At 63.2% G+C, this 24,013-nt stretch carries 17 protein-coding genes, 1 tRNA gene and 1 pseudogene; 13 read left to right on the top strand and 6 right to left on the bottom strand.

Annotated features, from left to right (window positions below; genetic code table 11):
- Positions 1–46 precede the first annotated feature (46 nt).
- A complete protein-coding gene (locus EJ074_RS11505; RefSeq protein WP_129553382.1) occupies positions 47–760 on the top strand; it encodes an HAD family hydrolase in 714 nt (237 codons plus the stop codon).
- Between the two features lie 55 nt (positions 761–815).
- On the opposite strand, the gene EJ074_RS11500 is transcribed toward EJ074_RS11505, so the two are convergent.
- From EJ074_RS11500 to aceA, 3 genes are all read right to left on the bottom strand, one after another.
- On the bottom strand, positions 816–1,193 hold the full coding sequence (locus tag EJ074_RS11500) for a response regulator (RefSeq protein ID WP_245454875.1): 378 nt from the start codon (positions 1,191–1,193) through the stop codon (positions 816–818).
- Between the two features lie 307 nt (positions 1,194–1,500).
- Positions 1,501–1,743 (bottom strand): hypothetical protein, encoded by a 243-nt coding sequence (locus tag EJ074_RS11495; RefSeq protein ID WP_095809259.1) that lies wholly within the window; start codon positions 1,741–1,743, stop codon positions 1,501–1,503.
- Between the two features lie 54 nt (positions 1,744–1,797).
- Complete coding sequence (gene aceA, locus EJ074_RS11490; RefSeq protein WP_129553381.1) at positions 1,798–3,087, bottom strand: isocitrate lyase; 1,290 nt, start codon at positions 3,085–3,087, stop codon at positions 1,798–1,800.
- A 248-nt stretch (positions 3,088–3,335) separates the two neighbouring features.
- Between aceA and EJ074_RS11485 the strand changes: the two genes are divergently transcribed.
- From EJ074_RS11485 to EJ074_RS11460, 6 genes are all read left to right on the top strand, one after another.
- Positions 3,336–4,784, top strand: a complete 1,449-nt coding sequence (locus tag EJ074_RS11485) for a helix-turn-helix domain-containing protein (RefSeq protein ID WP_129553380.1) — start codon at positions 3,336–3,338, stop codon at positions 4,782–4,784.
- 135 nt (positions 4,785–4,919) lie between these two features.
- Positions 4,920–5,870 (top strand): DMT family transporter, encoded by a 951-nt coding sequence (locus EJ074_RS11480; RefSeq protein ID WP_129553379.1) that lies wholly within the window; start codon positions 4,920–4,922, stop codon positions 5,868–5,870.
- Positions 5,871–6,175: 305 nt separating this feature from the next.
- Positions 6,176–7,273, top strand: a complete 1,098-nt coding sequence (locus tag EJ074_RS11475) for a polyamine ABC transporter substrate-binding protein (protein ID WP_129553378.1) — start codon at positions 6,176–6,178, stop codon at positions 7,271–7,273.
- A gap of 111 nt (positions 7,274–7,384) precedes the next feature.
- Positions 7,385–8,524, top strand: coding sequence for an ABC transporter ATP-binding protein (locus tag EJ074_RS11470; RefSeq protein ID WP_129553377.1), 1,140 nt, complete (start codon positions 7,385–7,387; stop codon positions 8,522–8,524).
- Between the two features lie 11 nt (positions 8,525–8,535).
- A complete protein-coding gene (locus EJ074_RS11465) occupies positions 8,536–9,501 on the top strand; it encodes an ABC transporter permease subunit (protein ID WP_165349911.1) in 966 nt (321 codons plus the stop codon).
- Entirely contained in the window at positions 9,498–10,316 is an 819-nt protein-coding gene (locus EJ074_RS11460) for an ABC transporter permease subunit (protein WP_095809265.1), read from the top strand. The genes EJ074_RS11465 and EJ074_RS11460 overlap by 4 nt, the downstream gene beginning before the upstream one ends.
- 73 nt (positions 10,317–10,389) lie before the next feature.
- On the opposite strand, the gene EJ074_RS11455 is transcribed toward EJ074_RS11460, so the two are convergent.
- The gene (locus tag EJ074_RS11455) at positions 10,390–12,270 is read right to left on the bottom strand and encodes an AsmA family protein (RefSeq protein ID WP_095809266.1); all 1,881 of its coding nucleotides are present in this window, start codon (positions 12,268–12,270) and stop codon (positions 10,390–10,392) included.
- Between the two features lie 264 nt (positions 12,271–12,534).
- Between EJ074_RS11455 and EJ074_RS11450 the strand changes: the two genes are divergently transcribed.
- On the top strand, positions 12,535–14,493 hold the full coding sequence (locus tag EJ074_RS11450; protein WP_129553375.1) for an acetoacetate--CoA ligase: 1,959 nt from the start codon (positions 12,535–12,537) through the stop codon (positions 14,491–14,493).
- 321 nt (positions 14,494–14,814) lie between these two features.
- Here the strand turns inward: EJ074_RS11450 and EJ074_RS11445 are convergent, their stop codons facing one another.
- Complete coding sequence (locus EJ074_RS11445) at positions 14,815–18,573, bottom strand: PAS domain S-box protein (RefSeq protein ID WP_129553374.1); 3,759 nt, start codon at positions 18,571–18,573, stop codon at positions 14,815–14,817.
- Between the two features lie 246 nt (positions 18,574–18,819).
- Here EJ074_RS11445 and EJ074_RS11440 point away from each other — a divergent pair, with 246 nt between their 5' ends.
- The 3 genes from EJ074_RS11440 to EJ074_RS11430 all read left to right on the top strand — a co-directional run bounded on the left by EJ074_RS11440 (position 18,820) and on the right by EJ074_RS11430 (position 20,162).
- Entirely contained in the window at positions 18,820–19,278 is a 459-nt protein-coding gene (locus tag EJ074_RS11440; RefSeq protein WP_095809269.1) for a phasin, read from the top strand.
- Positions 19,279–19,621: 343 nt separating this feature from the next.
- Positions 19,622–19,698 (top strand) — tRNA-His (locus EJ074_RS11435).
- A 158-nt stretch (positions 19,699–19,856) separates the two neighbouring features.
- Entirely contained in the window at positions 19,857–20,162 is a 306-nt protein-coding gene (locus tag EJ074_RS11430; protein WP_245454837.1) for a hypothetical protein, read from the top strand.
- A 363-nt stretch (positions 20,163–20,525) separates the two neighbouring features.
- Here EJ074_RS11430 and EJ074_RS11425 read toward each other — a convergent pair whose 3' ends face one another.
- Entirely contained in the window at positions 20,526–21,521 is a 996-nt protein-coding gene (locus EJ074_RS11425; RefSeq protein WP_095809270.1) for a LacI family DNA-binding transcriptional regulator, read from the bottom strand.
- A gap of 184 nt (positions 21,522–21,705) precedes the next feature.
- Between EJ074_RS11425 and EJ074_RS11420 the strand changes: the two genes are divergently transcribed.
- Both EJ074_RS11420 and ltnD read left to right on the top strand, forming a co-directional pair.
- Positions 21,706–23,022, top strand: a complete 1,317-nt coding sequence (locus EJ074_RS11420; protein WP_095809271.1) for an MFS transporter — start codon at positions 21,706–21,708, stop codon at positions 23,020–23,022.
- A gap of 51 nt (positions 23,023–23,073) precedes the next feature.
- Positions 23,074–24,012, top strand: a pseudogene (gene ltnD, locus EJ074_RS11415) (L-threonate dehydrogenase); the annotation flags it as partial.
- Between the last annotated feature and the right edge of the window lies 1 nt (position 24,013).

Genomic DNA, 24,013 nt, shown 5'->3' with positions numbered 1-24,013 from the left:
GCTTCGCAAGGTCTAGATGAAGCCTATCCGCAAGGCGAGTTCTGCAATGTCCGCTTCCCATCTGACCACCATCGGCTTTGATGCCGACGATACGCTGTGGCAGAACGAACAGTTCTTCCGCATGACCGAGAGACGGTTTGCCGGGCTGCTCGCCGAGCACGGCGATCAGCAGCATATATCCGCCAGGCTGCTCGAAGCCGAAAGGCGAAACCTTGCCGTCTACGGCTTCGGCATCAAAGGCTTCACCCTGTCGATGATCGAGACAGCCATCGAAGTCACCGCAGGCCGGGTGCCGGCTCCCGTCATCGCCGAGATTCTTGCTGCCGGCCGCGACATGCTCAGTCATCCGATCGAGCCGCTTCCGCATGCGCGCGAGACGGTCGAAAGGCTCGCCGGCTCCTATCGGCTGGTGCTGATCACCAAGGGCGACCTCTTCGACCAGGAACGCAAGCTGGCGCAATCGGGTCTCGGCGATCTTTTCGATGCCGTCGAAATCGTCAGCGACAAGAGCGCGGCCACCTATGCCCGTATCTTCAGCCGCCATGGCGACGGGCCGAAGAAAAGCATGATGGTCGGCAACTCGCTCAAATCCGACGTGGTTCCGGTCATCGAAGCGGGCGGCTGGGGCATCCATGTGCCGCATGAGCTGACATGGGCCGTCGAGCATGCCGAGCCGCCCGTCGCGGCGCCGCGCTTTCGCCAGATCACCGACCTCGGCGAGTTGCCGGCATTGATTGAAAGCATCGCTAAGACTGGCTGAGCCGGCAAATTTATAGCATGTCGTGAAAAGCGTGCACCCGTCGGCGCGATGCACCTTAGCGGCGGCCGACGACTCGGTCGATCACCGGCTGCAGCCTTTCGGGCGTGATCGGCTTGGCTACCACGGCATCGACCACGTTCGGCAGGCCGACGCTTTCCGGTGTGCCGGAGGCGGTCGAAAGCAGGATCACCGACGGCAACGTTTTGCCCGATGAGCGCCGCAGCGACTCTATCGCGGCCAGAAGCTTGTCGCAGTCCTTGTTGTCTGCGCCACCATCGAGGACGATGGCGGCGGGAGCGAAGGCGCTGAGCGCCTTTGCTGCGGTTTCCGGCGACTCCGAGATCGGCTTCAGTCCCGATTTCTCCACGATCTTCGAGATCACCACCCGATTGATTGACGATTTTCCGACGACAAGTACCTTGGAAAAATCCATCGGCAGCTCGGCCCCCGCCCTGCCGTGCGCCGGCGTTGGTTGCTTTTCGGGCTTGGTGTCACGATGCATCGGAGACATTGGCAGGCGGGCGCTCCTCTCAGTTTCAATGCAGGGTTGAAACTCGAGGCGCAATTGGCGTGAGGTGGCTCGCGCTGTCAAGCTGAAAAGGTTGGAATCGACAATATTGGAAGAAATTCGAAAATTTAGGAAAAGTCCAATCCAGCGCTGCGCAGCGTTTCGGAAAAAGGTGACAGTCTCCCGCAGGTATTGTGTGCGGGAGACTCTGGTGGAGATCGTTGACGTTACGTCAGCTATGGTTTTGATGAGTGACGATGACTGGGATCAGAAGGTCACCCCAGTTGCCATCGCCGCCATGATGCCTGGCCGAGCGCACCAGTTCCACCGAAACGCCGGCCTCGACTGCCTTCATCACCGATTGATTGAGCCGATGAAGGTCATTGGCGAGCATGCGGATCGTTGCCTGCTGATCGACGCTCATCGCGCTCGATTGTTCCTCGGCCCTTTCCTTGACGCGGCTGATCGATGCCATTGCTGTTCTCCTCGATGTGAATGCCCGCAGGCGTTTCCTCTGAAGTTTCTTCTGTTACTCGGCCGCCGGCCTGAACTGGTCGTGCTCGGTCGATTCGTGCATGGCGGTGGTCGAAGACTGGCCGCCGGTGATTGCCATCGACACGGCATCGAAATAGCCGGTGCCGACCTCGCGCTGGTGCTTGGTAGCGGTGTAGCCGTGGATCTCCGCCGCGAATTCGGCCTCCTGCAGTTCCGAATAGGCCGCCATCTGCCGGTCCTTGTAGCCGCGGGCCAGTTCGAACATGCCGAAATTCAGCTGGTGGAAGCCGGCCAGCGTGATGAACTGGAACTTGTAGCCCATGGCGCCGAGCTCCTTCTGGAACTTTGCGATCGTCGCATCGTCCAGGTTCTTCTTCCAATTGAACGATGGCGAGCAATTGTAGGCGAGCAGCTTGCCGGGGTGGTGCTTGCGCACGCCCTCGGCGAACTTCTTCGCCTGCGCGAGATCCGGCTTCGAGGTCTCGCACCAGATGAGGTCGGCATGCGGCGCATAAGCGACGGCGCGGGCGATGCAGGGCTCGATGCCGTTCCTGACATGGTAGAAACCCTCCACCGTGCGTCCGGCGTCGTAGTCGACGAATGGCCGGTCGCGCTCGTCGATATCCGAGGTGAGCAGCTTTGCCGCCTCGGCATCGGTTCGCGCCACGACCAGCGTTGGCGTGCCCATCACGTCGGCCGCCAGGCGCGCCGCGTTGAGGTTGCGGATATGCGCCGCGGTCGGGATCAGCACCTTGCCGCCGAGATGGCCGCACTTCTTTTCCGATGCAAGCTGGTCCTCGTAATGGACACCCGCCGCGCCGGCCTCGATGAAGGCCTTCATGATCTCGAAGGCGTTGAGAGGCCCGCCGAAGCCGGCTTCGGCATCGGCGACGATCGGCGCGAACCAGGTCTCGACCGAAAGGCCGTTGCCCTCGGAGGTTTCGATCTGGTCGGCGCGTTGCAGCGTGCGGTTGATACGCTTGACCAGTTCAGGCGCAGCATTGGCCGGATAGAGAGACTGGTCGGGATACATGGCGGATGCGGTGTTGGCGTCGGCCGCGACCTGCCAGCCCGACAGGTAGATCGACTTCAGCCCGGCCCGCACCTGCTGCATCGCCTGATTGCCGGACATGGCGCCGAGCGCGTTGACGAAGTCTTCCTCATGGATGAGCTTCCACAACCGGTTCGCGCCCATTTCGGCAAGCGTCTGGCGGATCTGAACCGAGCCGCGCAGCCGCTTGACGTCCGCTGGAGAGTACGGACGCTCGATACCGTCGAAACGGCCTTCCGGCGCGGACGGGACGAGGTTGTAAAAGTCAGTCATTTCTTACTCCAGATCGTTGATGGCTGCCTTGGACGGCGCGTCGGCGAGTTGGCTTCTGCATCCGTTGTATATGACATCATTTACATTGCGCTGCGAAACAGGCGAGAAAAACCGCGCGGCAGCCGCTGAAATAAGGGAAAAACTGTGTTGCGTTTGACAAAGGGGCGCTGTAAATTTGTCATACTTGTAAAAGACCTCGGTCACGCGATTGCGCACAGCTGCGTGTAAATTCTTGTCAAGGAGATGCGTTGGCCGACCAGAAGATTTTTGCCGGGCCGCGCATCCGGCGCCTTCGCAACGCCAAGGGTCTTACCCAGACGGCGATGGCCGAAGGACTTGGCATTTCGCCGTCCTACCTCAACCTCATCGAGCGCAATCAGCGGCCGCTGACGGTACAGCTCATCCTCAAGCTGGCGTCCGTATACAAGGTCGATCCGCACGAGTTGCAGGGCGAGACGAAAGGATCGATAGCGGCGCTGAGAGAGGTGTTTGGCGATCCGTTGCTGGTCGGCGAGCTCCCCGGCGACCAGGAGTTGGTCGACCTCGTGGAGGCCGCGCCCAATGCCTCGGCGGCGATGATAAAGCTGTTTCGCGCCTATCGCGAGCAGGCCGAGCGGCTGTCCGACCTCAACGAGCTTCTGGCGCGAGAAGGACGCGCCACCGCGCTATCCGGGACGCGCCTGCCCATCGACGAAGTGCACGAGGTGCTCGAGAGGCGGCCGAACCACTTCGCCGCCCTTGAGGAAGAGGCGGGGGCCTTCACGTCCGTGCTCGACCCCGGCGACGACCTCTTCGCCGCGCTGAAGAGCTGGCTGAAGCGCGAGCACGGCATCGTGGTCAAGGTGCTGCCGGTAGCAACCATGCCGAACTGGCGCCGACGCTACGACCGCCACTCGCAGCGCCTGTTCCTGTCCGAGCGGCTCTCGCCCTTCGACCAGTTGCGCGAAGTCGCGATGGAAGCCTGCCTCATACGCATGACAGTCGCCGTGGCGAACGAGATCAAGGCGCTGAAGCTCGGCACCGACGAGGCCCGGCGGCTGGCGCGGTTTGAGCTTGGCCGCTATGCCGCCCACGCGCTGATGATGCCTTATCAGGCCTTCCACGCCGCCGCGGTGCGTGCGCGCTACGACATCGACGTCCTGCGCTCGCGCTTCGGCGTCTCCTTCGAGCAGGCGGCAAACCGCCTGACCATGCTGCAGCGGCCAGCCCTGTCGGGCGTTCCGTTCTTCATGCTGGAAGTCGACAATGCCGGCAACCGCTTCCGCAAGGCGGGCAGCCAGGGCTATCCGCAAAGCCGCTTCGGCGGCGGCTGTCCGAAACTCCCCATCCATGCAGCTTTCTCGCAGCCGGGCAGGATTCTGGTCGAGGCGGTGGAGATGCCGGATGGTGCCGAGTTCCTCTGCATCGCCCGCACGCTGGAAGGGCCGCAAGGCGCCTTTTCCGAACGGCCGCGGCGCACGGCACTTCTGCTTGGGTGCGACATCGCCTTTCGCGACGAGATTGTCTATGGCGGCGCGCTGCCCGCAACCGTCGCCGGCAAGACCGCTCACGGTCAGCCATCGGCCACGCCGGTCGGCCCGGCCTGCAGGCTCTGCGAGCGCGTCGGCTGCCTGGCGCGCGCCGAGCCGCCGGTCACGCGTCCCCTCGGTCTCGATGAAATGGTGACAGGGTTGAGCGCTTTCGATTTCCAGGGGTAGTGCCTGCCGGGCTTGGTCCCAAATCTCGCCGGATGCTGGATCACGCCTGCGTTCCGCCTTTGCGCTACGCGAATGGACATAGTCCTGTCGTCCTCGACGTATCGAACGGCGCGCAACTCGCCGACAGTCGTGTCCATGTCCGAAACCGCCTCGCCACGCGTCGCCTTGCCTGCCGTCTCCCCGCGCGAGGAGCGTATCGGCATGCTGCTGGTCTTCCTGTCGGCGCTGATGTGGAGTTTCGGCGGCGCGATCGCTCGCTTCATCCATGTCGACGACAACTGGACCATCGTGTTCTGGCGCTCGCTCTGGGCAGTGGCCTTCCTCATCGCCTTCATGGCCTGGCGCGACGGCTGGCGGGGAATCGGGAAAGCTTTCCGGGACATGGGCCTCCCCGGGCTTGGCGTCGCACTCTGCTTTGCCACGGCTTCGACGAGCTTCGTCGTGGCGCTCTCCTATACCACGGTCGCAAACATCCTCTTGATGCAGGCCGGTGTGCCGCTTCTGGCGGCCTTGCTTTCCTGGGTTTTGTTTCGTGAACGCGTGAGCCTGGCAACCTGGATCGCCATTGCCGCCGTCATTACCGGCGTCGCCATCATGGTCTCGGAATCGCTCGGCGGCACCGTCTCCCCAATCGGTGATGGGCTGGCCTTGCTGATCGCCGTCGTGTTTTCGGTCGCGACAGTCGTTACGCGGCGCTTTGCCCATGTGCGCATGGTGCCGGCCAACTGCCTCGCCGCCTTGCTTGCAGGTGCGTTCGCCGCCACGCAGGCTTCGGAATTCGCCGTTTCCGCGCGCGACATGGGTTTCCTATTCGCCTTCGGCGTCCTCAACCTCGGAGTCGGTCTCGCCTTTTTCGCAATGGGTGCGCGGCTCGTGCCGGCGGCAGTTGCTGCGCTGCTGGGCACGTTCGAGCCAATCCTCGGTCCGATCTGGGTCTGGCTCGTCCACTCCGAGGTGCCGTCGCTGCGCACCATCATCGGCGGAACGGTCGTTGTCGTCGCGCTGCTGGTGCATATCGGCCTGGAGTTCAAGCGGCAGGCGCGCCCTCAGCGGCCCGGCGTCACGGGCCTGCCTGCCCCCAATTGATGCCGCGCGAGCCTTTGTCATTGACAACCGCGATGCTGGGCGGGCAGGCTGCGATTTCGGCAACAACAAGACAGGCGTATCTTGCCAAGTCGCTCTGCCGGCCTGACCGAGGCCGGACCACATCGCCATAGCTACACCCACGCCACGGCAAAAGCCGTTGACGACGCCGGGACGCCACCCACGGGGCAGCTTGTCTCATGGGGCTGGTGCCGATCGCCTGCAGGAACGCTCAAGAATCTGAAACAGCCGCCTCGCTCCAACGTCGCGAGACTCGGCACGGGGAACACTCACCAAAGGAGAAAAGCATGATCCGCAAAGCGCTCTGGCTTTCGGCGACCTCGGCACTTCTGACGCTCTTGACCGCAGGAGCCCACGCCGAGGATCGTGTCGTCAACGTCTACAACTGGTCGGACTACATCGACAGCTCCATCATCGATGACTTCACCAAGAAGACCGGCATCAAGGTCGTTTACGACACATTCGATTCCAACGAGATCCTGGAGACGAAACTGCTGGCCGGCGGCAGCGGCTACGACGTTGTCGTGCCCACCGCCAATTTCCTCTCGCGCCAGATCCAGGCCGGCGTGTTCCAGAAGCTCGACAAGTCCAAGCTGCCGAACATCTCCAATATGTGGGATGTCATCTCCGAGCGTACCGCCAAGTACGATCCCGGCAATGAATACTCGGTCAACTATATGTGGGGCACGGTCGGTCTCGGCTACAATGTCAAGAAGGTCCAGGCAGCCCTCGGCACCGACAAGATCGACAGCTGGGACGTGTTCTTCAATCCGGACAAGCTGTCCAAGCTGAAGGACTGCGGCGTCTATGTGCTGGATTCTCCGTCCGACCTCATTCCGGCGGCGTTGAAATACCTTGGCCTCGACCCCAACAGCACTTCGCCCGACGACATCGCCAAGGCCGAGGAAGCGCTGCTGAAGATCCGGCCCTATGTCCGCAAGTTCCATTCGTCGGAATACATCAATGCTTTGGCCAACGGCGATATCTGCCTGGCGGTCGGCTTTTCGGGTGACGTGTTCCAGGCCCGAAGCCGCGCCGAGGAAGCCAAGCAGGGCGTCGAGATCGGCTATTCCGTGCCGAAGGAGGGCGCCCAGATGTGGTTCGATCAGATGGCGATCCCGGCCGATGCGCCGCATGTCGCCGAGGCGCATGAGTTCATCAACTACATGATGACGCCCGAAGTCATCGCCAAGTCGACGAATTACGTTCTCTATGCCAACGGCAATAAGGCCTCGCAGCAATTCATCGACAAGGCGGTCCTCGATGATACTTCGGTCTATCCCGACGAGGCAACCATCAAGAACCTCTACACGGTAAACCCATACGATCCCAAGACCCAGCGCATCATCACGCGCACCTGGACCAAGATCGTCACCGGCCAATAAGCATCGAGAACGGCCCCGGCAGCCAACTGCCGGGGTCGCTTTTTTGGAGCAATTCCGGGAGAAGCGGGCACGGTATTTCGTCAGGAATTGCGAAGACAACGGAGTGGGGACATGAAATCGCTTGGCAGCATCCGCAGGGATTTCGCGCCATGGAATGATCCGGACGCCAAGCCATATATCCAGTTCGACAAGGTGACCAAGAAGTTCGGCGACTTCACCGCCGTCAACAACCTATCGCTGACCATCTTCGAGCGCGAGTTCTTCGCTCTGCTCGGGGCGTCCGGCTGCGGCAAGTCGACCTTGCTCAGGATGCTGGCGGGCTTCGAAGAACCGACGGCGGGCCGCATCCTGCTCGACGGCCAGGACCTGCGCGGCATTCCGCCCTACCGGCGGCCGGTCAATATGATGTTCCAGTCCTACGCGCTGTTTCCGCATATGACGGTGGAGAAGAATATCGCCTTCGGCCTCAAGCAGGAAGGCATGCCGGCGCCCGACATCGAAAAGCGTGTCGCGGAGATGCTTAGGCTGGTCAAGCTCGAGCAGTTCGCCAAGCGCAAGCCGCATCAGCTTTCCGGCGGCCAGCGCCAACGCGTCGCGCTTGCCCGCTCGGTCGCCAAGCGCCCGAAGGTCCTTCTGCTCGACGAGCCGCTCGGCGCGCTCGACAAGAAGCTGCGCGAGGAAACGCAGTTCGAACTCATGGACCTGCAGCAGGAGCTCGGCCTCACCTTCGTCGTCGTCACTCACGACCAGGAAGAGGCCATGACCATGGCCGACCGCATCGCCATCATGGACAAGGGCGAGGTGATGCAGGTTGCGACGCCGGCCGAAATCTACGAGGCGCCGACCTCGCGCTTCGTCGCGCATTTCGTCGGCAACGTGAACATGTTCGAGGGCAAGGTCGCCGAGCGGGCGGCCCACACCACGCGCATCACTGGAGCGACAGGGGCGCAGATCGTGGTGGAGAACGCTGCCGAAACCGCCAAGGGCGCCGACATCGTCTTCGCGATCCGGCCGGAGAAGATCAGGGTCTCGTCAAAGAAGCCCGCCGATGCGGTCAATGCGCTTGAAGGCGAGGTCTACGATATCGCCTATCTCGGCGACATGACCGTCTATCACGTCAGGCTGGACGACGGGCAGATCGTGCGGGCAAGCGCCCTGAACGCGGCGCGCGTCAGCGAGGACCCCCTGACCTGGAACGACCGCGCCTGGGTGTCTTTCCGTCCCGATGCCGGCGTCGTGCTGACGAGATAGGAGCCGGCGCCATGACCAACATCGCCGCCACCGGCTCTGCGTCGGCTGAAGCTGGGACTGGGCTGCCGACGCGACTGGCGAAGGGCTTCGTCGACCGCCTCGTCATCATCATTCCCTATCTCTGGCTGCTGTTCTTCTTCCTCATCCCCTTCGTCATCGTCTTCAAGATCTCCCTGTCGCAGACCGCGATCTCGATGCCGCCCTACACGCCGGTGCTCGATTTCGGCGGCGGCTGGTCCGGCTTCGTCGAAAAGCTCAAGCAGCTCAGCGTCGACAACTACACCTGGCTGACCCAGGACGCGCTCTACTTCAACGCCTATGTGACGAGCCTGATCATTGCGGCGATCTCGACGGTGCTGACGCTAATCGTCGGCTATCCGATCGCCTATGGCATGGCGCGCGCGCCGGCGACGATCCGGCCGACCCTGCTGATGCTGGTGATCCTGCCGTTCTGGACTTCGTTCCTGATCCGCGTCTATGCCTGGATCGGCATCCTGAAGCCGGAGGGCCTGCTCAATCAGGTGCTTCTGTCGCTGCACGTCATCGGCGAGCCGCTGGTCATCCTCAACACCTACACCGCCATCTTCATCGGCATCGTCTATTCCTATCTGCCCTTCATGGTGCTGCCGCTCTATTCGTCGTTGGAGAAGATGGATAATTCGCTGATTGAGGCGGCGCAGGATCTCGGCTGCCCGCCGATCGTCGCCTTTTGGAAGATCACCTTCCCGCTGTCGCTGCCCGGCGTGGTTGCCGGCTGCCTGCTGGTCTTCATCCCGGCCGTCGGCGAATTCGTCATTCCCGACCTTCTCGGCGGCTCGCAGACACTGATGATCGGCAAGACATTGTGGAACGAGTTCTTCGCCAACCGCGACTGGCCGGTATCATCCGCGGTGGCAGTCATCCTGCTGCTGCTGCTGATCGTTCCGATCATGCTCTTCCAGCAGGCGCAGGCGCGCGCCCAGGAGCAAGGCAAATGAACGCCACCTGGAGCCGCTTCAACATCACCTCGATCGTGCTCGGCTTTGCCTTCCTCTATTTGCCGATCGTGCTGCTCATCGTTTTTTCCTTCAACGAATCCAAGCTCGTCACCGTCTGGGGCGGCTTCTCGACCAAATGGTACGTCTCGCTGTTCCACAATCAGGGCCTGATGGACGCCACCTGGGTGACGGCACGCGTCGGCGTCATCTCCGCCACCGTGGCGACCGTGCTCGGCACGCTGGCAGCGATCACCTTGACGCGCTACACGCGCTTCAAGGGGCGGGTGCTGTTCTCGGGCATGGTCTTTGCGCCGCTGGTCATGCCGGAAGTCATCACCGGCCTGTCGCTGCTGCTGTTATTCGTCGCCGTCGGCCTCGACCGCGGCTTTTTCACCGTCACGCTCGCCCACATCACCTTCACCATGTGCTTCGTGGCCGTCGTCGTGCAGTCGCGGCTTGTGTCCTTCGATCGCTCGCTGGAGGAGGCGGCGATGGACCTCGGCGCGCCGCCGGTGAAGACCTTCTTTCAGATCACCCTGCCGGTTATCATGCCGGCCATCGTCTCCGGCTGGATGCTGGCCTTCACGCTCTCGCTCGACGATCTGGTCATCGCCAGCTTCACGTCGGGTCCCGGTGCGACGACCCTGCCGATGAAGATCTACAGCCAGGTTCGCCTCGGCGTGACGCCTGAGATCAACGCCGCCTGCACCATCCTGATCGCGGTGGTCGCCGTCGGCGTCATCATCGCCTCGATCGCCAACAAGCGCCGCGAGGTCCAGCGCCAGCGCGACGAGCAGGCGGCGCAGCGCGGATAAGCGACGGGGGCACGACTGACGCCCGCGCAGGCCTTGCGCCATTCGGACGCTGAGCCGTTGCGGGGCTCGCTCTCTATTGTCCTGAAACGCCGCGGCTGATCGGCGAGATGAACGGCGTGCTCCAATTGCCGCCGACGAAGAACAGCGACTGGTTGGGCGGTGGCGGAGCCGGCTTGGCCGCTTGGGCGTTGGCCTGCGGCTGTGGTTGCGCCGGCTGCCCGGTCGGCACGATACCGCCGGACAATGCCAGCCCGCGCCCGACGTAGGAGGCGATGCCCGAAAGCCAGATCTTGTACTGCTGCGCATTGACCTCGGCCTTGTCCAGCCGCGCCACGCCTTTCGAAATGCTCGCCTTGATCTCCGCGCCGAGGATGGGCAGCGCGCCATTGGCGACGTCGTCGAGCGCGAAGAAGCCGCCTTGCTCGTTGCGCTTGAGAAAGGCGGGCAGGTTGAGCCCGTTCAGCGCGCCTGGCCCGAACGTCGCCGAGAACGATCCGTCGGCATTCTCGAGGATGGAGTCCCAGGCCTTGCCCGGTCCCTTGAGGATGATCGAGACCGTTCCGGTGCCGATTGGCACCAGACGCGTCATCCCCGCCGCAGTGGCGAATGCGCCGCTGTCGATGTCCGAGGCCAGAAGCCGCATCTCGACCTGGGTGCCGTCAGGTTTGCGATCGAAGCGCAGGCTGCTCTGGATGTTGCCGCCAAAGGCAGACGCATCGGAGATGTCGAAGACCGCCAGCCCGTTCTTGACCTGCGCGGTCGCGGCGACGTCGGCCAGTTGGATGGGCCCCGCAGTGGCGTGCGCTGCCGACAGTCTGAGGTCGAGGTTGATCTTGTCGGCGAAGCTGGTGTCGATCTCGCCTGGGCCGGCCTCGCCGGTCGGAGCGATCGGCGTGAAGCCGGAAAGAAAGGACCTTAGATCGAGCGTGTCGAAGGCAAGCGTGCCGGAAACGACTGGCAGCGCTTCGCTGAACGACAAGTCCAGCGCTCCCATGCCGGGGTTGTTGTCCAGCGCTACCGTCGTGTTCTCGAATTTCGCTCGACCCGCCGACGCCGTCACCTTGCTGGCGACCGACACGGCGCCAATCGCAGCACCTGGCGCGATGCCGGCCTGGGACCATTCAAGCAGGCGCCTCAGCGAAGGCGCGGCAAATTTCGCCTGGCCGTCCAGATAGGCATTCTCCGACATCGAGGCGACGCCGTCGAACGAGAAGGTGGCCGGAGCTGCCTTGAAGGAGAGCGCGACAGGAGCGGCTCCCCCGGCAAACAGCACCAGGGGCTTGGCAGAGGTAAAATCGACTTGGACGCTTTCGCCGCGCCAGATCCCCGTGGCCGTCAGCGAGGCCTCGCTGTTCATCGCCGCCCAATTCACCTGGCCGGTCAGGCTGCTCAGGATCTCAGTGTCCTTGCCGTCTGCGCTCGTCACCACGCGGCCGTCGCGGAATTCGACCGTGCCGAAGGGATCCGCGGGAAGCTTGCCCAGGTCGGGCTTCTGCGGGTTCGCGGTGAGCACGCCCCGCGCGGCATCGATCGAGCGCGTTATGCGGCCGCCGGTGGGCAGCGGCGGCAGATAGAAGCCGCCTGGCGCGCGCTCGACCCTGATGGTCGGGCGCACCAGCCTGGCGGTCGAAAACGCCACGTTGCCCTGCAAGGCGGCCATGGCCGAGAGATCCACCTCGACCCGCTCTGCCTCGACCACCGGCGGCGCGTCGGCCTCAGTCCATTGCGACAGCGTCACGTCGCTGAGGATGGCCCGGAAGGTCGGCCATACCTCGATGCGTGGCGAGCCGTCGATCGTGACCCTGAACCCGCTCCAGGCGCTCAATTCCCAGGCGATGCGGTCGCGCACGATGCGGGTCGAAGCAATCAGCGGCAGGGCGGCGACAGCCAGCGCGACGACCAGCGCCGCGACGCCGATCACCCACACCCCTCGCCGGATCAAAGATGATGGCATCTTGCCCCGTATGCTTCCATTGCCGACAAATCGCTCGACGGGTGTAGCCGAGCGCCGACGCTTTTCAAGTCTTTATGGCCGTGCAATGGCATTTGCACCCCATTGGCGCCGGCCTTTCCAACAACATCTTGCTCTGCCGGGCTGCGGGATACATAAGCGATGAACCCGTCCGGCGCCCGAAACCCTGTGCCGGTTTTGGGATAACGATAACCGCGAGGTCAGGCTTTACTGCCGCGATCGCGACGCGCTTTGGGAGGAACGATCATGGCCGCCGACACCCCCTTGTGGACGCCGACGCAGGACCAAATCGCCTCAGCGCCGATGACCGCCTTCATGAACGCCGCTGCGGCGAAGGCAGGAGAGGCTTTCTCCAGCTACGCCGAGCTGCATCGCTGGTCGATCGACAACCGCGAGGCCTTCTGGAGCCTGGTTTGGGACTTTTGCGGCCTTGTCGGCGACAAGGGCGAGCGCGCGCTCGTCGATGGCGACAAAATGCCGGGTGCGGTATTCTTTCCCGACGCGGAACTCAACTTCGCGGAGAACCTTCTGAAGAAGACCGGCGGCGGTACGGCCATCGTTTTTCGCGGCGAGGACAAGGTAGAGCGCCGGCTCTCCTGGAACGAACTCCATCAGCTCACGTCGCGCCTGCAGCAGCTCTTCCTGTCGCTGGGCGTCAAGGCAGGCGACCGTATCGCCGCCATGATGCCCAACATGCCCGAGACGGTCGCCGCCATGCTGGCAGCAAGCTCGATCGGCGCGGTTTGGTCGTCCTGCTCCCCCGATTTCGGCGAGCAGGGCGTGCTTGACCGATTCGGCCAGATCGAACCCGTCGTCTTCATCGCGCCGGACGGCTACTGGTATAACGGCAAGGCCATCGAGGTCGCCGACAAGCTCGCGGCGGTCGCGGCGAAGCTTTCGACCGTCCGCAAGCTGCTGATCGTCGACTATCTCGGCACCTCGACCGATGTCGCCGCGACCATCGACAAGGCAACTGCATTCGAAGAAGCCCTCTCGCCCTTTGCCGCGAAGGCGCTGAGCTTCGAGCGGCTGCCCTTCTCGCATCCGCTCTACATTCTGTTCTCCTCGGGCACGACCGGCATTCCAAAATGCATCGTCCACTCCGCCGGCGGCACGCTGATCCAGCATGTCAAGGAACAGCGGCTGCATGCCGGCCTGCTCGACGGCGACCGCTTCTTCTACTTCACCACCTGCGGCTGGATGATGTGGAACTGGCTGGCCTCCGGCCTCGCCTCGGGGGCGACGCTGTTGCTCTATGACGGCTCGCCCTTCTATCCGGACGGCAACGCGCTGTTCGATTTCGCCGATGCCGAGAAGATGACCTATTTCGGCACCTCGGCGAAGTTCATCGATTCCGTCCGCAAGTCCGGTCTGAAGCCGATCGGCAGTCATGACCTTTCCAGCGTGCGCACCATCTCGTCCACCGGCTCGCCGCTGTCGCCGGAGGATTTCCGCTTCGTCTATGACGGGATCAAGAAGGACGTGCATCTGGCCTCGATTTCGGGGGGCACCGACATCGTCTCCTGCTTTGTGCTCGGCGTGCCGATAGAGCCGGTCTGGATCGGCGAGATCCAGGGGGCGGGCCTCGGCCTTGCCGTCGACGTCTGGAACGATGACGGCCAGCCGGTCCGGCAGGAAAAGGGCGAGCTCGTCTGCACCAGGGCGTTCCCCTCGATGCCGGTTGGTTTCTGGAACGATCCCGAGGCAAAGAAATACCAGGCTGCCTATTTCGAGCGCTTCGACAATGTCTGGTGCCATGGCGACTTCGCCGAATGGACGGCCCATGGCGGCATGATCATCCATGGCCGCTCCGACGCCACGCTCAATCCGGGCGGTGTCAGGATTGGCACGGCCGAGATCTACAACCAGGTCGAGCAGATGCCGGAGATCCTGGAGGCGCTGTGCATCGGCCAGGATTTCGACAATGACGTTCGCGTCGTGCTGTTCGTGCGGCTGGCCGCCGGGGTGAAGCTGGACGAGGATCTCGAGAAGCGCATCCGCGCCAGGATCCGCAGCGGCGCCAGCCCGCGCCACGTGCCGGCGAAGATCGTCGCGGTCACCGACATTCCGAGGACCAAATCGGGCAAGATAACCGAGCTTGCGGTGCGCGACGTCGTGCATGGCCGCGCCATCAAGAACAAGGAGGCGCTCGCCAACCCGGAAGCGCTCGAGCTGTTCAGGAACCTGCCGCAATTGGCGAGTTGACGTCGCCTCGGTATGGCTAACGAAATCTATCTGCCGAATTTACCTAGATTTCACGAGTGGTACACATTCGTAAATTTTTTCGCGGTCTGGTAAGGATTTGTTAACGGACGGCGCCGATAGTCGCGAGTAACTTGAGGGAGTAATCCCGTTCCTCGTCCCCCCGAGGATCAGATTCGCTCAAGCCCCGTTGTGACAGCAATCCCATTTTTCAAGGCGTCCACTGGACGCCTTTTTCTTTGCGCGCGATCTCCAGCCGAAGCGGGGTATTGCTTTTACGCAATTCCGGACGGAAAACCGCAAAGCACTTTTCCTGGAATTGCTCTATTCGGCCAGCACCCGCGTCGAAGGAAAGGCGACCTCCACCAGCGTGCCTTCGCCCGGCGTCGAGGTGATGCTGAAGCGGGCGCGGTTCGCCTCCACCATCGCCTTTGTCAGCGGCAGGCCGAGGCCGGTGCCGTCGCCGCGCCCGCGCTTCAGCGCGTTGATCTGCTTGAAGGGTTTCAGTGCCTGCTCGATCTCGGCCTGGGTCATGCCGATGCCGGTGTCGCGCACGCGCATGACCACGTCGCCCGAGGCCTCATAGGCGGTCGACACGATCACCTGACCGCCGGCCTGCGTGTAGCGGATGGCATTCGACAGGATGTTGAGGGCGATTTGGCGCACGCTGCGCAGATCCGCAACCACTTCCGGCAGGCGCGAGGCGAGGCTCGAGCGGATGATGACGCGCTCGCGGTTGGCCTGCGGCTGCATCATCGCCACCGTTTCGGCTAGCGTGTCGTTGAGCGACACCGCCTCGTAATCCATCTCCTGCTGGCCGGCCTCGATCTTCGAGATATCGAGCAGGTCGTTGACAAGATCGAGCACGTGATTGCCGGAACGGTTGATGTCGCGCAGATAGTCACGGTAGCGGTCGTTGGCGACCGGGCCGAACTTCTCGTCCACCATCAGCTCGGAAAAGCCGATGATGGCGTTGAGCGGCGTGCGGATCTCGTGGCTGATACGGGCGAGGAAATCCGTCTTCTGCGAGGACGCGCGCTCGGCCACGGCACGCGCCTGGGTAAGATCCTCCTCCGCCCGTTTCCACTGCGTGATATCGCGCACGACGGCGCAGAAGCCGCTGTCGTTGGGAAGACTGCCGATGGTCATGAACAGCGGAATGAAACGCCCCTGCGCTTCGCGCCCGATGACCTCGCGGCCGTCATTGAGCACGCTCGCCACGCCCGGCTCGGAAAGTCCGGTGAGGTAATCGCGCGCCGCGCGCTGACTCTCGATGGCAAACAGCGACGCGAATGGCTTGCCGGCGACCTCGTCGCTGTCAAAGCCGAACAGCGCTTCCGCCGGCCGGCTGATCGAGCGGATATTGCCGTCGCGGCCGATCAGCACAACGCCGTCGGTTGCGGTGTCGATGATGGTGCGCATTTCGGCGATGCGAGCCTTCAGCTCGGAAACATCCGGCTGCTGGCTCGGCTCGTCATTGGCGGCGCTCAAATGCGGCGCCTCATCCTCGCCCGAGCGACGCACCACCAGCATCAGCGCCTTGCCGCCGCGCCATGGCACCGAGCGCAAGAGCGCATCGATCGGGAATTCCTGGCCTTGGCGCGTCCTGAGCTTCAGCGATCGGTCGCTTTCGTCAGCCTCGCCATCGTCCGTGTAGTGGTCGGCGAAGAGCGCGCCCAGTCCGCCAGCATCGGCAAGATCCTCCAGTGCATCGTAGCCGGTGAGCTCCAGGAACGCTTCATTGGCGTAGTGCATCGCGTCACCGGAATGGATCAGCAACGGTACCGGCAGTCTTGCGATGATGGAGGTGTCGGGAGCCTTGGCTTCCTCTCCGGTGGCGAGGGCGGACGGCACGATGCCTTCGAGCTTCAGCGGCGGCACCTCGAGCCGCGGCTGCTCGGCCGGGGGCGCTTCCATTTCGGCCGGCTGCGCAGCGGCAGGTGAGGAGCCGTCGGCGTCGGCGCCGGACCAGTCCTCGCTGTCTTCGGCATCGCGAAAATCGTCGGCGGCCATGCTGTCGTCGTCAGCGCCTGCATCAGGCGCGCGGCGGCCGGCCGCTTCGCCGGTTGCTTTCTGGCCTGCATAGCTGAGCAGCGAGCCGGAGGCGGGCACCGCTCCGTCCTGGCCGGTGGATGTTTCGGCAGCATCCTCGGCGCCGTCGAGCCGCGCCAGATCCTTCTGATCTTCCGCCTCGGTTTCCGCTTCGGCTGTCTCGACGGGCTCGGGTTGCGCCTGGTCGCCGTCCGCTATGGGGGATTCCCGTTCAACCGCATCGGGCGCCGGTGCGCCGGGTTCGCGGGTGGTCGATTGCTCCGGAGCTGCCACTTTCCCTTGGGCGGCCTCGGCTTCACTTTCAACGCCAGACGCTTCGGCGGCGGCCGGCTCGGCCGGCAGGGAACTGTCCTTTTTCAGACGCTCGCCGATCTCTCGAAAGGCGCTGCGCTCCAGAACCGACAAGCCTTTTTCGATTGCTGGCTGCTTGTCGTTGGCCGGCTGCCGGTGCTCCGCCAGCCGGATCACCTTGTCGGCGAAGCGCCGCTCCGGCTTCGGCACGATTGTCAGCGCCGGCACCTCGCCCTCGAACGGATCGGCGGACGTCGTCGCCTCCGGTGCCGGCTGCTCGTCGGTCGGTTCGGCGGCGACAGGCGCTTCGCCGTTAGGGACAAGCGCCATGCCGAGCCCCTCCGGATCGACCACGGCGTCGCCGCTGCGTGCGACGCCGAAGCCGCGGAACCCCTCGAAGACGCGGCTGCGGCCGTAGACCGGCAACGCCGCCAGGTCGACAGGGATCTTCAGATCGGTGCCAGCCACCGGCCAGAGCACCGAACGCCCGGACCAGGTGTCGCGCCGTTCGAGCAGGCCGGCGATCTCGCCCGCCGCGTCAAGGCCGAAGGTGGTCGCCACATCCCTGAAATGGCGACCGATCACATCCGCGGCAGTCTTGCCGACGAGATCGGCGAATTCCGGCGACAGGGCGCTGAATCTGCCTTCGGCGTCGGTTCGCCAGACGAAGCGCAGCGGCGGCGCCGAGCGGTCGATTGTCCGGCTCGGGCCCGACTCGGACGATGGCCTGGTCTCGGCGTTCGAGGCCGGGGCGGCTCGTTCGGGCCGCCTGGCATCGTCGCCGCCCGCGTTGAAATACCAATGGTCGTGGGCGGGACCGGCATTTGCTGCCGTTTGTCCGGCCTCCGCCGCAGGCGGTGCATGGCTGGCCGAGCCTATCGGGCGGCTCGCGCCGGCGGGCTGCGCGTCCGTCGCGGATGGCTGCGGCACTGCATCGCCCTTTTCGCCGGCCGTTTCCGCCGCTGGTGTCTGGTCCCGAACCGGCTCGGCTTCCAGCCGGGCGCCCCCGGTTGCGCCAGACGCGGTTTCTGTCGCACTTTGGCCCTGATCGCCGCGAGCCTGATCGTCCTCGTGGTCGAGTTGAGCCTCGTCGATCACCACCAGCAGGTGGCGTTCGTCGGTCAGTCGTGCAAAGCCGGCCGGGTAGGAGGTGCCGGCGCCCGGAACAAGGCGCTTGACGATACGATCGCCAGCGCTCGCTACGTCCGCAACCAGCGCAGCCAGCGTTTCCGGTTTGATGCCGAGTGCATCGAAACCCTCGGAAGCCGCTTCGACGCCGCCTCCGGCGTCGATGAACGCGATGAAATGGCCGGCTTCGGTGAAGCCGCCAATGGCGCGGCTGGCGATTTCGGCTGCGCTGCGCGAATTGGTCTGCGCGGCCGGCAGCGCCAGCATGATTGCCCGTTCACCATCCGGCATCGTCACCGTGCTGGCGAGGAAGCCGACGGCGCGGCTCACCACGCCGCTCGCCAGCCTGACGGTGATGGCCCGGTCGCTGCCGATCTCGGGAAAGCCGCTGGTCGCCATGATCTGCCGCCGGGCGATCAGCGGCAGCCGCGCCGAGGAACCGATGATGGCCTCGATGTCGGGATAGCCGAATATCGCCGCGCCCGGTCCGTTGGCCCAGATCACCTGCTCGAGGTCTGCCGACAATATCGCGAGGGCGTCGCCGGCGGCGAAGCGCTGGCGAACCGCGTCAAGCACGGCGACGTCGAGGAAGGAGTAGCTTTCAGGCGGCATGCGCTGGCGAACCCTTCGAAGCGGGCATTTCAGTTAACGCTTTGTTAATAAAAGCGCAGGGGACGAAGGTCCACAATCCATGCGGTGCAACCGCCGAAATCTCTGGCCTCGTGGTTAACGGCAGGAGGGATTTTATGGTGCGCTGCAACAAAGATGTTGCAATGCACAAAAAAACCTCTATATTGCCACCATACATGAACGAGACGGCTTTCTGTCAAAGCCGCTACCCCTGAAAGGTTGGAAGAAATGTCCAAGATCAAGACTGCTGATACCCTCGGCAACGTTGAATTCCCGAGCTTCGATGCTTCCAAGGCCACCGACCAGATCCGCGCCTTCGCCGAGAAGGGCGTTGAGCAGTCGAAAGAAGCCTATGCCAAGCTGAAGACCGGCGCCGAGGAGACCCAGAAGGTTCTGGAGTCGACCTACGAGACCGCCAAGACCGTTTCCAACGACCTTTCGCTGAAGACCATCGCCGTGGCTCGCGCCAACGCCGAGGCCGGCTTCTCGCATCTGGAAGCGCTGATCGGCGCCAAGACGCTGTCGGAGGTCGTCGAACTGCAGACCGCTTTCCTGCGCAAGCGTGCGGAGATGACCGTCGAGCAGGCCAAGGAATTCCAGGCTGCCGCTTCGAAGGCCGTCGAGGACGTTTCCAAGCCGATCAAGACCGCGTTCGACAAGGCGGTGAAGGACATCAAGGCCGCCTGATCTCAGGCGCCAACGGCCAATGCATCAAAAGGTCGCATTTCGTCAGACAAATAGAAGTGCGATGAATTGATGCGATGAATACCCGATGGGCGGAACCTCCTCCCTCTGCTCTTCGGGGTGACCAGCCAGCACCTCCTCCCGCTGGCTTGTAACAGGAAAAGGCCGGCACCTCCTCCCGCCGGCCTTTTCTTTTGCCTTTGCCCCGCTTCTTGATCGGAGGCTGGCGCGGATGAGGACAACCGACCCTTTGCCTTGTTAAGGGCCTTGAATTAAAATTCGATAGCCCGTATTGGACGCATCGCCGAAGGACGGAGCGCAAAGCTTCCTCTCCACAGGCAGGCGTGCCGTTGTAGCTCAGTTGGTTAGAGCACCAGATTGTGGATCTGGGGGTCGCTGGTTCGAGCCCAGCCAACGGTACCATCGGCTTCCTGAATCCTCCGCACGCAGCCGCTCTCGAACCTGCGCGCCGCGCGGGCTCGCTATGGCGGCTGCTGGACGCTTCAGCAAACTGTCTGCGACCACAACGAGCGGCGGCTCAAGCCTTTCCTATGCGTCGAGAACCAGATACGCTTAGCTAGATGCGTGCCCAGGGTATCGACACCCCGATGACCACGATCGATCTCGGCCTGCAGTCGGCAATCGAGATCGCCAAGGGCGACCAGCTCAAGGCCACCGGCTCGCAGCGGCCCTATGACCAGGGCGTTGCGGAAGCGCTCGCCATCATGAACGCGCTGATCGGCAAGGAGACGCCGCCCTGGATCGCGGTTCAGTCGCTGCCCGTGGTGCAGTCCAACGTGCTCGAATCCTACAAGATCGTGTTCAAGAAGGATCCGCCGCCGGAATTGCTGGATGCCTGCAACAAGGCTAAGCCAGCCTGCAACTGACACCTCGCAAAGGCGGGTCCGGCCTGACCGGGCCCGCAACACAGGACGGATGAAGAAGACAACCGCGGACGGCGCGGGGTCCGGTCGGGCTCCCGAGTGGACGCACCGTCCGCGCTCCGCCTGGCAGCCGGCAGCTTTCGACCCGCGCGACCCAGGACCTGTCTGAGGCCGCGCTCTTCACCACGAGCCCCACGATGTTCGGACGCACAGCGGTCGTCTTTCCACCGGTTGGAAGGCCGGGCCGAAGCGGCGCGACAAAGCGCGTCGCTCTGAAAGCGATTCAGGCGACGCGCTTTAAGTTTTTGTTTGGATGCATGTCGTTGCCCCAGAACCGCTACACACGTCTGGGCGACATGCATTAGGTCAAACCGTTTCACCCGGCACAAGCAGGAAGCCGACATCGACCGTCTGAGCCGGCGCATCTTCCAATAGGAGTTGCGCCGCCAACTTTCCTATTTCCACACGCCGCGTGAGGATGCTGGCGATGGGCTGCGGGGTGTGGCGGCAGATATCGAGGGCATTGAACCCGATGATCGCGAGTTGGTCCGGCACGGAAATTCCCTTTGTCAGGCAATGGAAGTAGCCCCCCAGCGCAACGTCGTCGTTGGAAAAATACACGGCCTGGATGTCAGGGGATCGGTTTAAGATGCTCGCCAGCCCTTCTTTTCCCACGCTGACGGAGGAGGGCGCATTGCGGATTTGCAGATCTGTCAGCGCGAGCCCCGCCTGATTGAGCTGATCGACAAACCCCTCGAAGCGTTTTGCGCTGCGGGTATCGCGGTCCATGTCGTGCCCGACATAAGCGATACGGGTGTAGCCTCTCTCGACCAGATAAGCCGCGGTAGCCCTGCCAGCCGAGCGATGCGAGAACCCGACCGCGATGTCGAGGGGTTCCCCGTCGATGTCGAGCAATTCAAGGACGCGACAGCCCGAGGCGCGAAGCAGTTTGCGCGTTCCTTCGGTGTGTTCCAGGCCGATAAGCATGACCGCTGCGGGCCGCCATGCCAGAACGGCCGCGACAAGGGCCTCCTCGCGTGCCAGATCATATTCGGTAACGGCAAACACCGCCTGCCTCTGCCGCAGCTCGAGCGCCCGGGTTACGCCGCTGAGGACGTCGGCGAATACGATGTTCGACAGCGAGGGCACGATGATGGCAACCAACGGCGTGCCCGTCGATGCCAATGCTCCCGCGATCTTGTTGGGAACGTAGCCGAGCTTGTCGACCGCCGCCATGACGCGGGCACGCGTCTTCTCGGAAAATGACCCATGATTGCGCAGCACGCGCGAGACCGTGCTTTCGCCCACCCCCGCCGCGTCGGCAACCTCGGCCAATGTGATCGGAGTGGTTTTCAGGTCCATTTGTCCCCCTTTGCGCGCCCAACGCAACGTTCGCAGGCATTCTAGAAAAAGGATTCGATTATTCAATGGCAGCGCTGCCAAAAACCGCTTGGCAGCGCTGCCAAAATTGTCTTAGAAAATGGCAGCGCTGCCAAAACGGGGCGCCGGAGGCGGGGACAGACCCCAATTTTATCGGAGGAGAGCAATGACGGTGCTGGATCAGGCATCGGCTGCCCGAACGGGCATGTCCGAGACCTTGGAGAATGCTGCTTACAAGAAAGTCTTCTGGAGGATCATACCACTTCTCATTATCTGCTATGTGGTCGCCTATCTCGACCGCGTGAATGTCGGCTTCGCCAAATTGCAGATGTCCGGCGAACTCGGCCTTTCGGACGCCGCATATGGCTTCGGCGCAGGCGTCTTTTTCCTGGGCTACTTTCTTTTCGAAGTGCCCAGCAATCTGCTCATGAACAAGATCGGAGCGCGGATATGGATCGCCCGCGTCATGATCAGCTGGGGCATCATTTCCGCCGCCTTCGCGTTCACTAGCTCGGAAACGATGTTCTACATCCTGCGCTTCCTGCTTGGTCTGGCCGAAGCCGGCTTTTTCCCGGGCATCATTCTCTATTTGACGTCCTGGTACCCGTCCCATCGGCGCGCCAAGATCATCACGACCTTCATGTCGGCCATCCCGGTGTCGTCCATTTTCGGCAATCCGCTCTCGGGCTGGATCATGGATGGCCTCCACACCTTCCACGGCATTTCCGGCTGGCAGTGGATGTTCCTGATCGAGGCCGTTCCCGCTGTCTTGCTGGGCTTTGTGGTTCTTTCCTATCTCGACAACGGCATCGAAGAGGCAAAGTGGTTGGACCGAGCCGAGAAAGATGTGCTGCTGGCCAATATGGAGGCCGAGAACCGGACCAAGACGGACAGCCCGCATAGCCTCGGCTCAACCTTGCGCGATGGTCGCGTCTGGCTGATGAGCCTCATCTACTTCTGCTTCGTGTTCGGCCAATACGGCTTGAACTTCTGGATGCCGTCTCTCGTCAAGGCTTCGGGGGTTGTCGGCAATTTCAACGTCGGCCTGGTCTCGGCCATTCCCTACATCTGCACGTTCGTTGCCATGCTTGTTCTTGGACGTTCGTCCGACCACTTCCGCGAACGCCGCTGGCATCTCGTCGTTCCGGCTATGTTCGCTGGTGTCGGTTTCATCGCCGCAACCACCGCGTCGAGCACCGGGTTTGCCATCGCGGCGCTCTCGTTGGCCGCTGCCGGTGTGATTACCTGCGCGCCCCTGTTCTGGTCCTTGCCGACCGCATTCCTGGCCGGCACCGGCGCCGCGGCAGGCATCGCCTGGATCAATTCGGTCGGCAATCTCGCCGGTTTCCTTGGACCGTTCATCATCGGCTACCTCAAGGACGCCACAGGCAGCAATGCCATTGGCATGTACGTTCTGGCCGCAGGGTTGGTTGTCGGCTGCATTGCAACGCTTTGCGTGCCGGCCAAGACTGTGAACCGCTGAACAAGCGCCTCCCCGCCGCCTGGCGCCGGGGAGGCAGCCCACTCGTCATTCAAGGATCATCATATGACAAGCCTTCAGGGAAATGGACAAACAGCCCAGGTGGTGGTGGTAATCGGCCTTGGAGCCATGGGCATGGGCATGGCCCTCTCGCTCAAGAGGGCCGGTCTCGATGTGATCGGCATCGATATTTCCGAGGATGCCGTTTCGCGCTTCGTGCAAGCGGGCGGCCGCTCTGCCCCGATCGCGGACGCCGCGAAGCAGGCCGACATCGTCGTTGCGGTGGTCGTCAACGCGGCGCAGACCGAAAGCGTCCTGTTCGGCGCGGACGGCATTGCGGATATCCTGCGTCCCGGCACCGTATTTGTCGCCTCCGCGACGATGGATCCAGCCGCTGCCCGCAAGCTTGCTTCGCAGCTCGAGGCCAAGGGCGTTCACTATCTCGATGCACCAATCTCGGGCGGAGCGGCGCGCGCCGCCAAGGGCGAACTGACGATCATGGCTTCCGGGACAAGAGCTGCCTTCGGCAGCGCGCGTCGCGCGCTCGATGCCATGGCCGCCAAGGTCTATGAACTTGGCGACGCCGCTGGCGGAGGCGCTGCCTTCAAGATGATCAACCAGCTGCTGGCCGGCGTTCACATCGCCGCCGCCTGCGAGGCAATCTCGCTCGCCGCGAAACTGGGGCTCGACCTCGACAAGGTCTATGAGGTGATCACCGGATCGGCCGGCAATTCATGGATGTTCGAAAACCGCATTCCCCATGTGCTCGCCGGCGACTACACCCCGCTCAGCGCTGTCGACATTTTCGTCAAGGATCTTGGCATCATCCAGGACATGGCGCGGTCCGAACGCTATCCCGTGCCGGTGAGCGCTGCTGCGTTGCAAATGTATCTCGCTGCCAGTGGCGCCGGCATGGGGCGCGACGACGATTCTTCGCTGGCGCGCCTTTATGCGCAGCTTTCCGGCGCCACGCTGCCGGAAAAGACGAGGTGAG

The organism is Mesorhizobium sp. M3A.F.Ca.ET.080.04.2.1 (assembly GCF_003952525.1).
GTDB lineage: Bacteria > Pseudomonadota > Alphaproteobacteria > Rhizobiales > Rhizobiaceae > Mesorhizobium.
The sequence above is the reverse complement of the archived record's forward strand: the minus strand, read 5'-3'. Positions and strand labels throughout refer to the sequence as shown.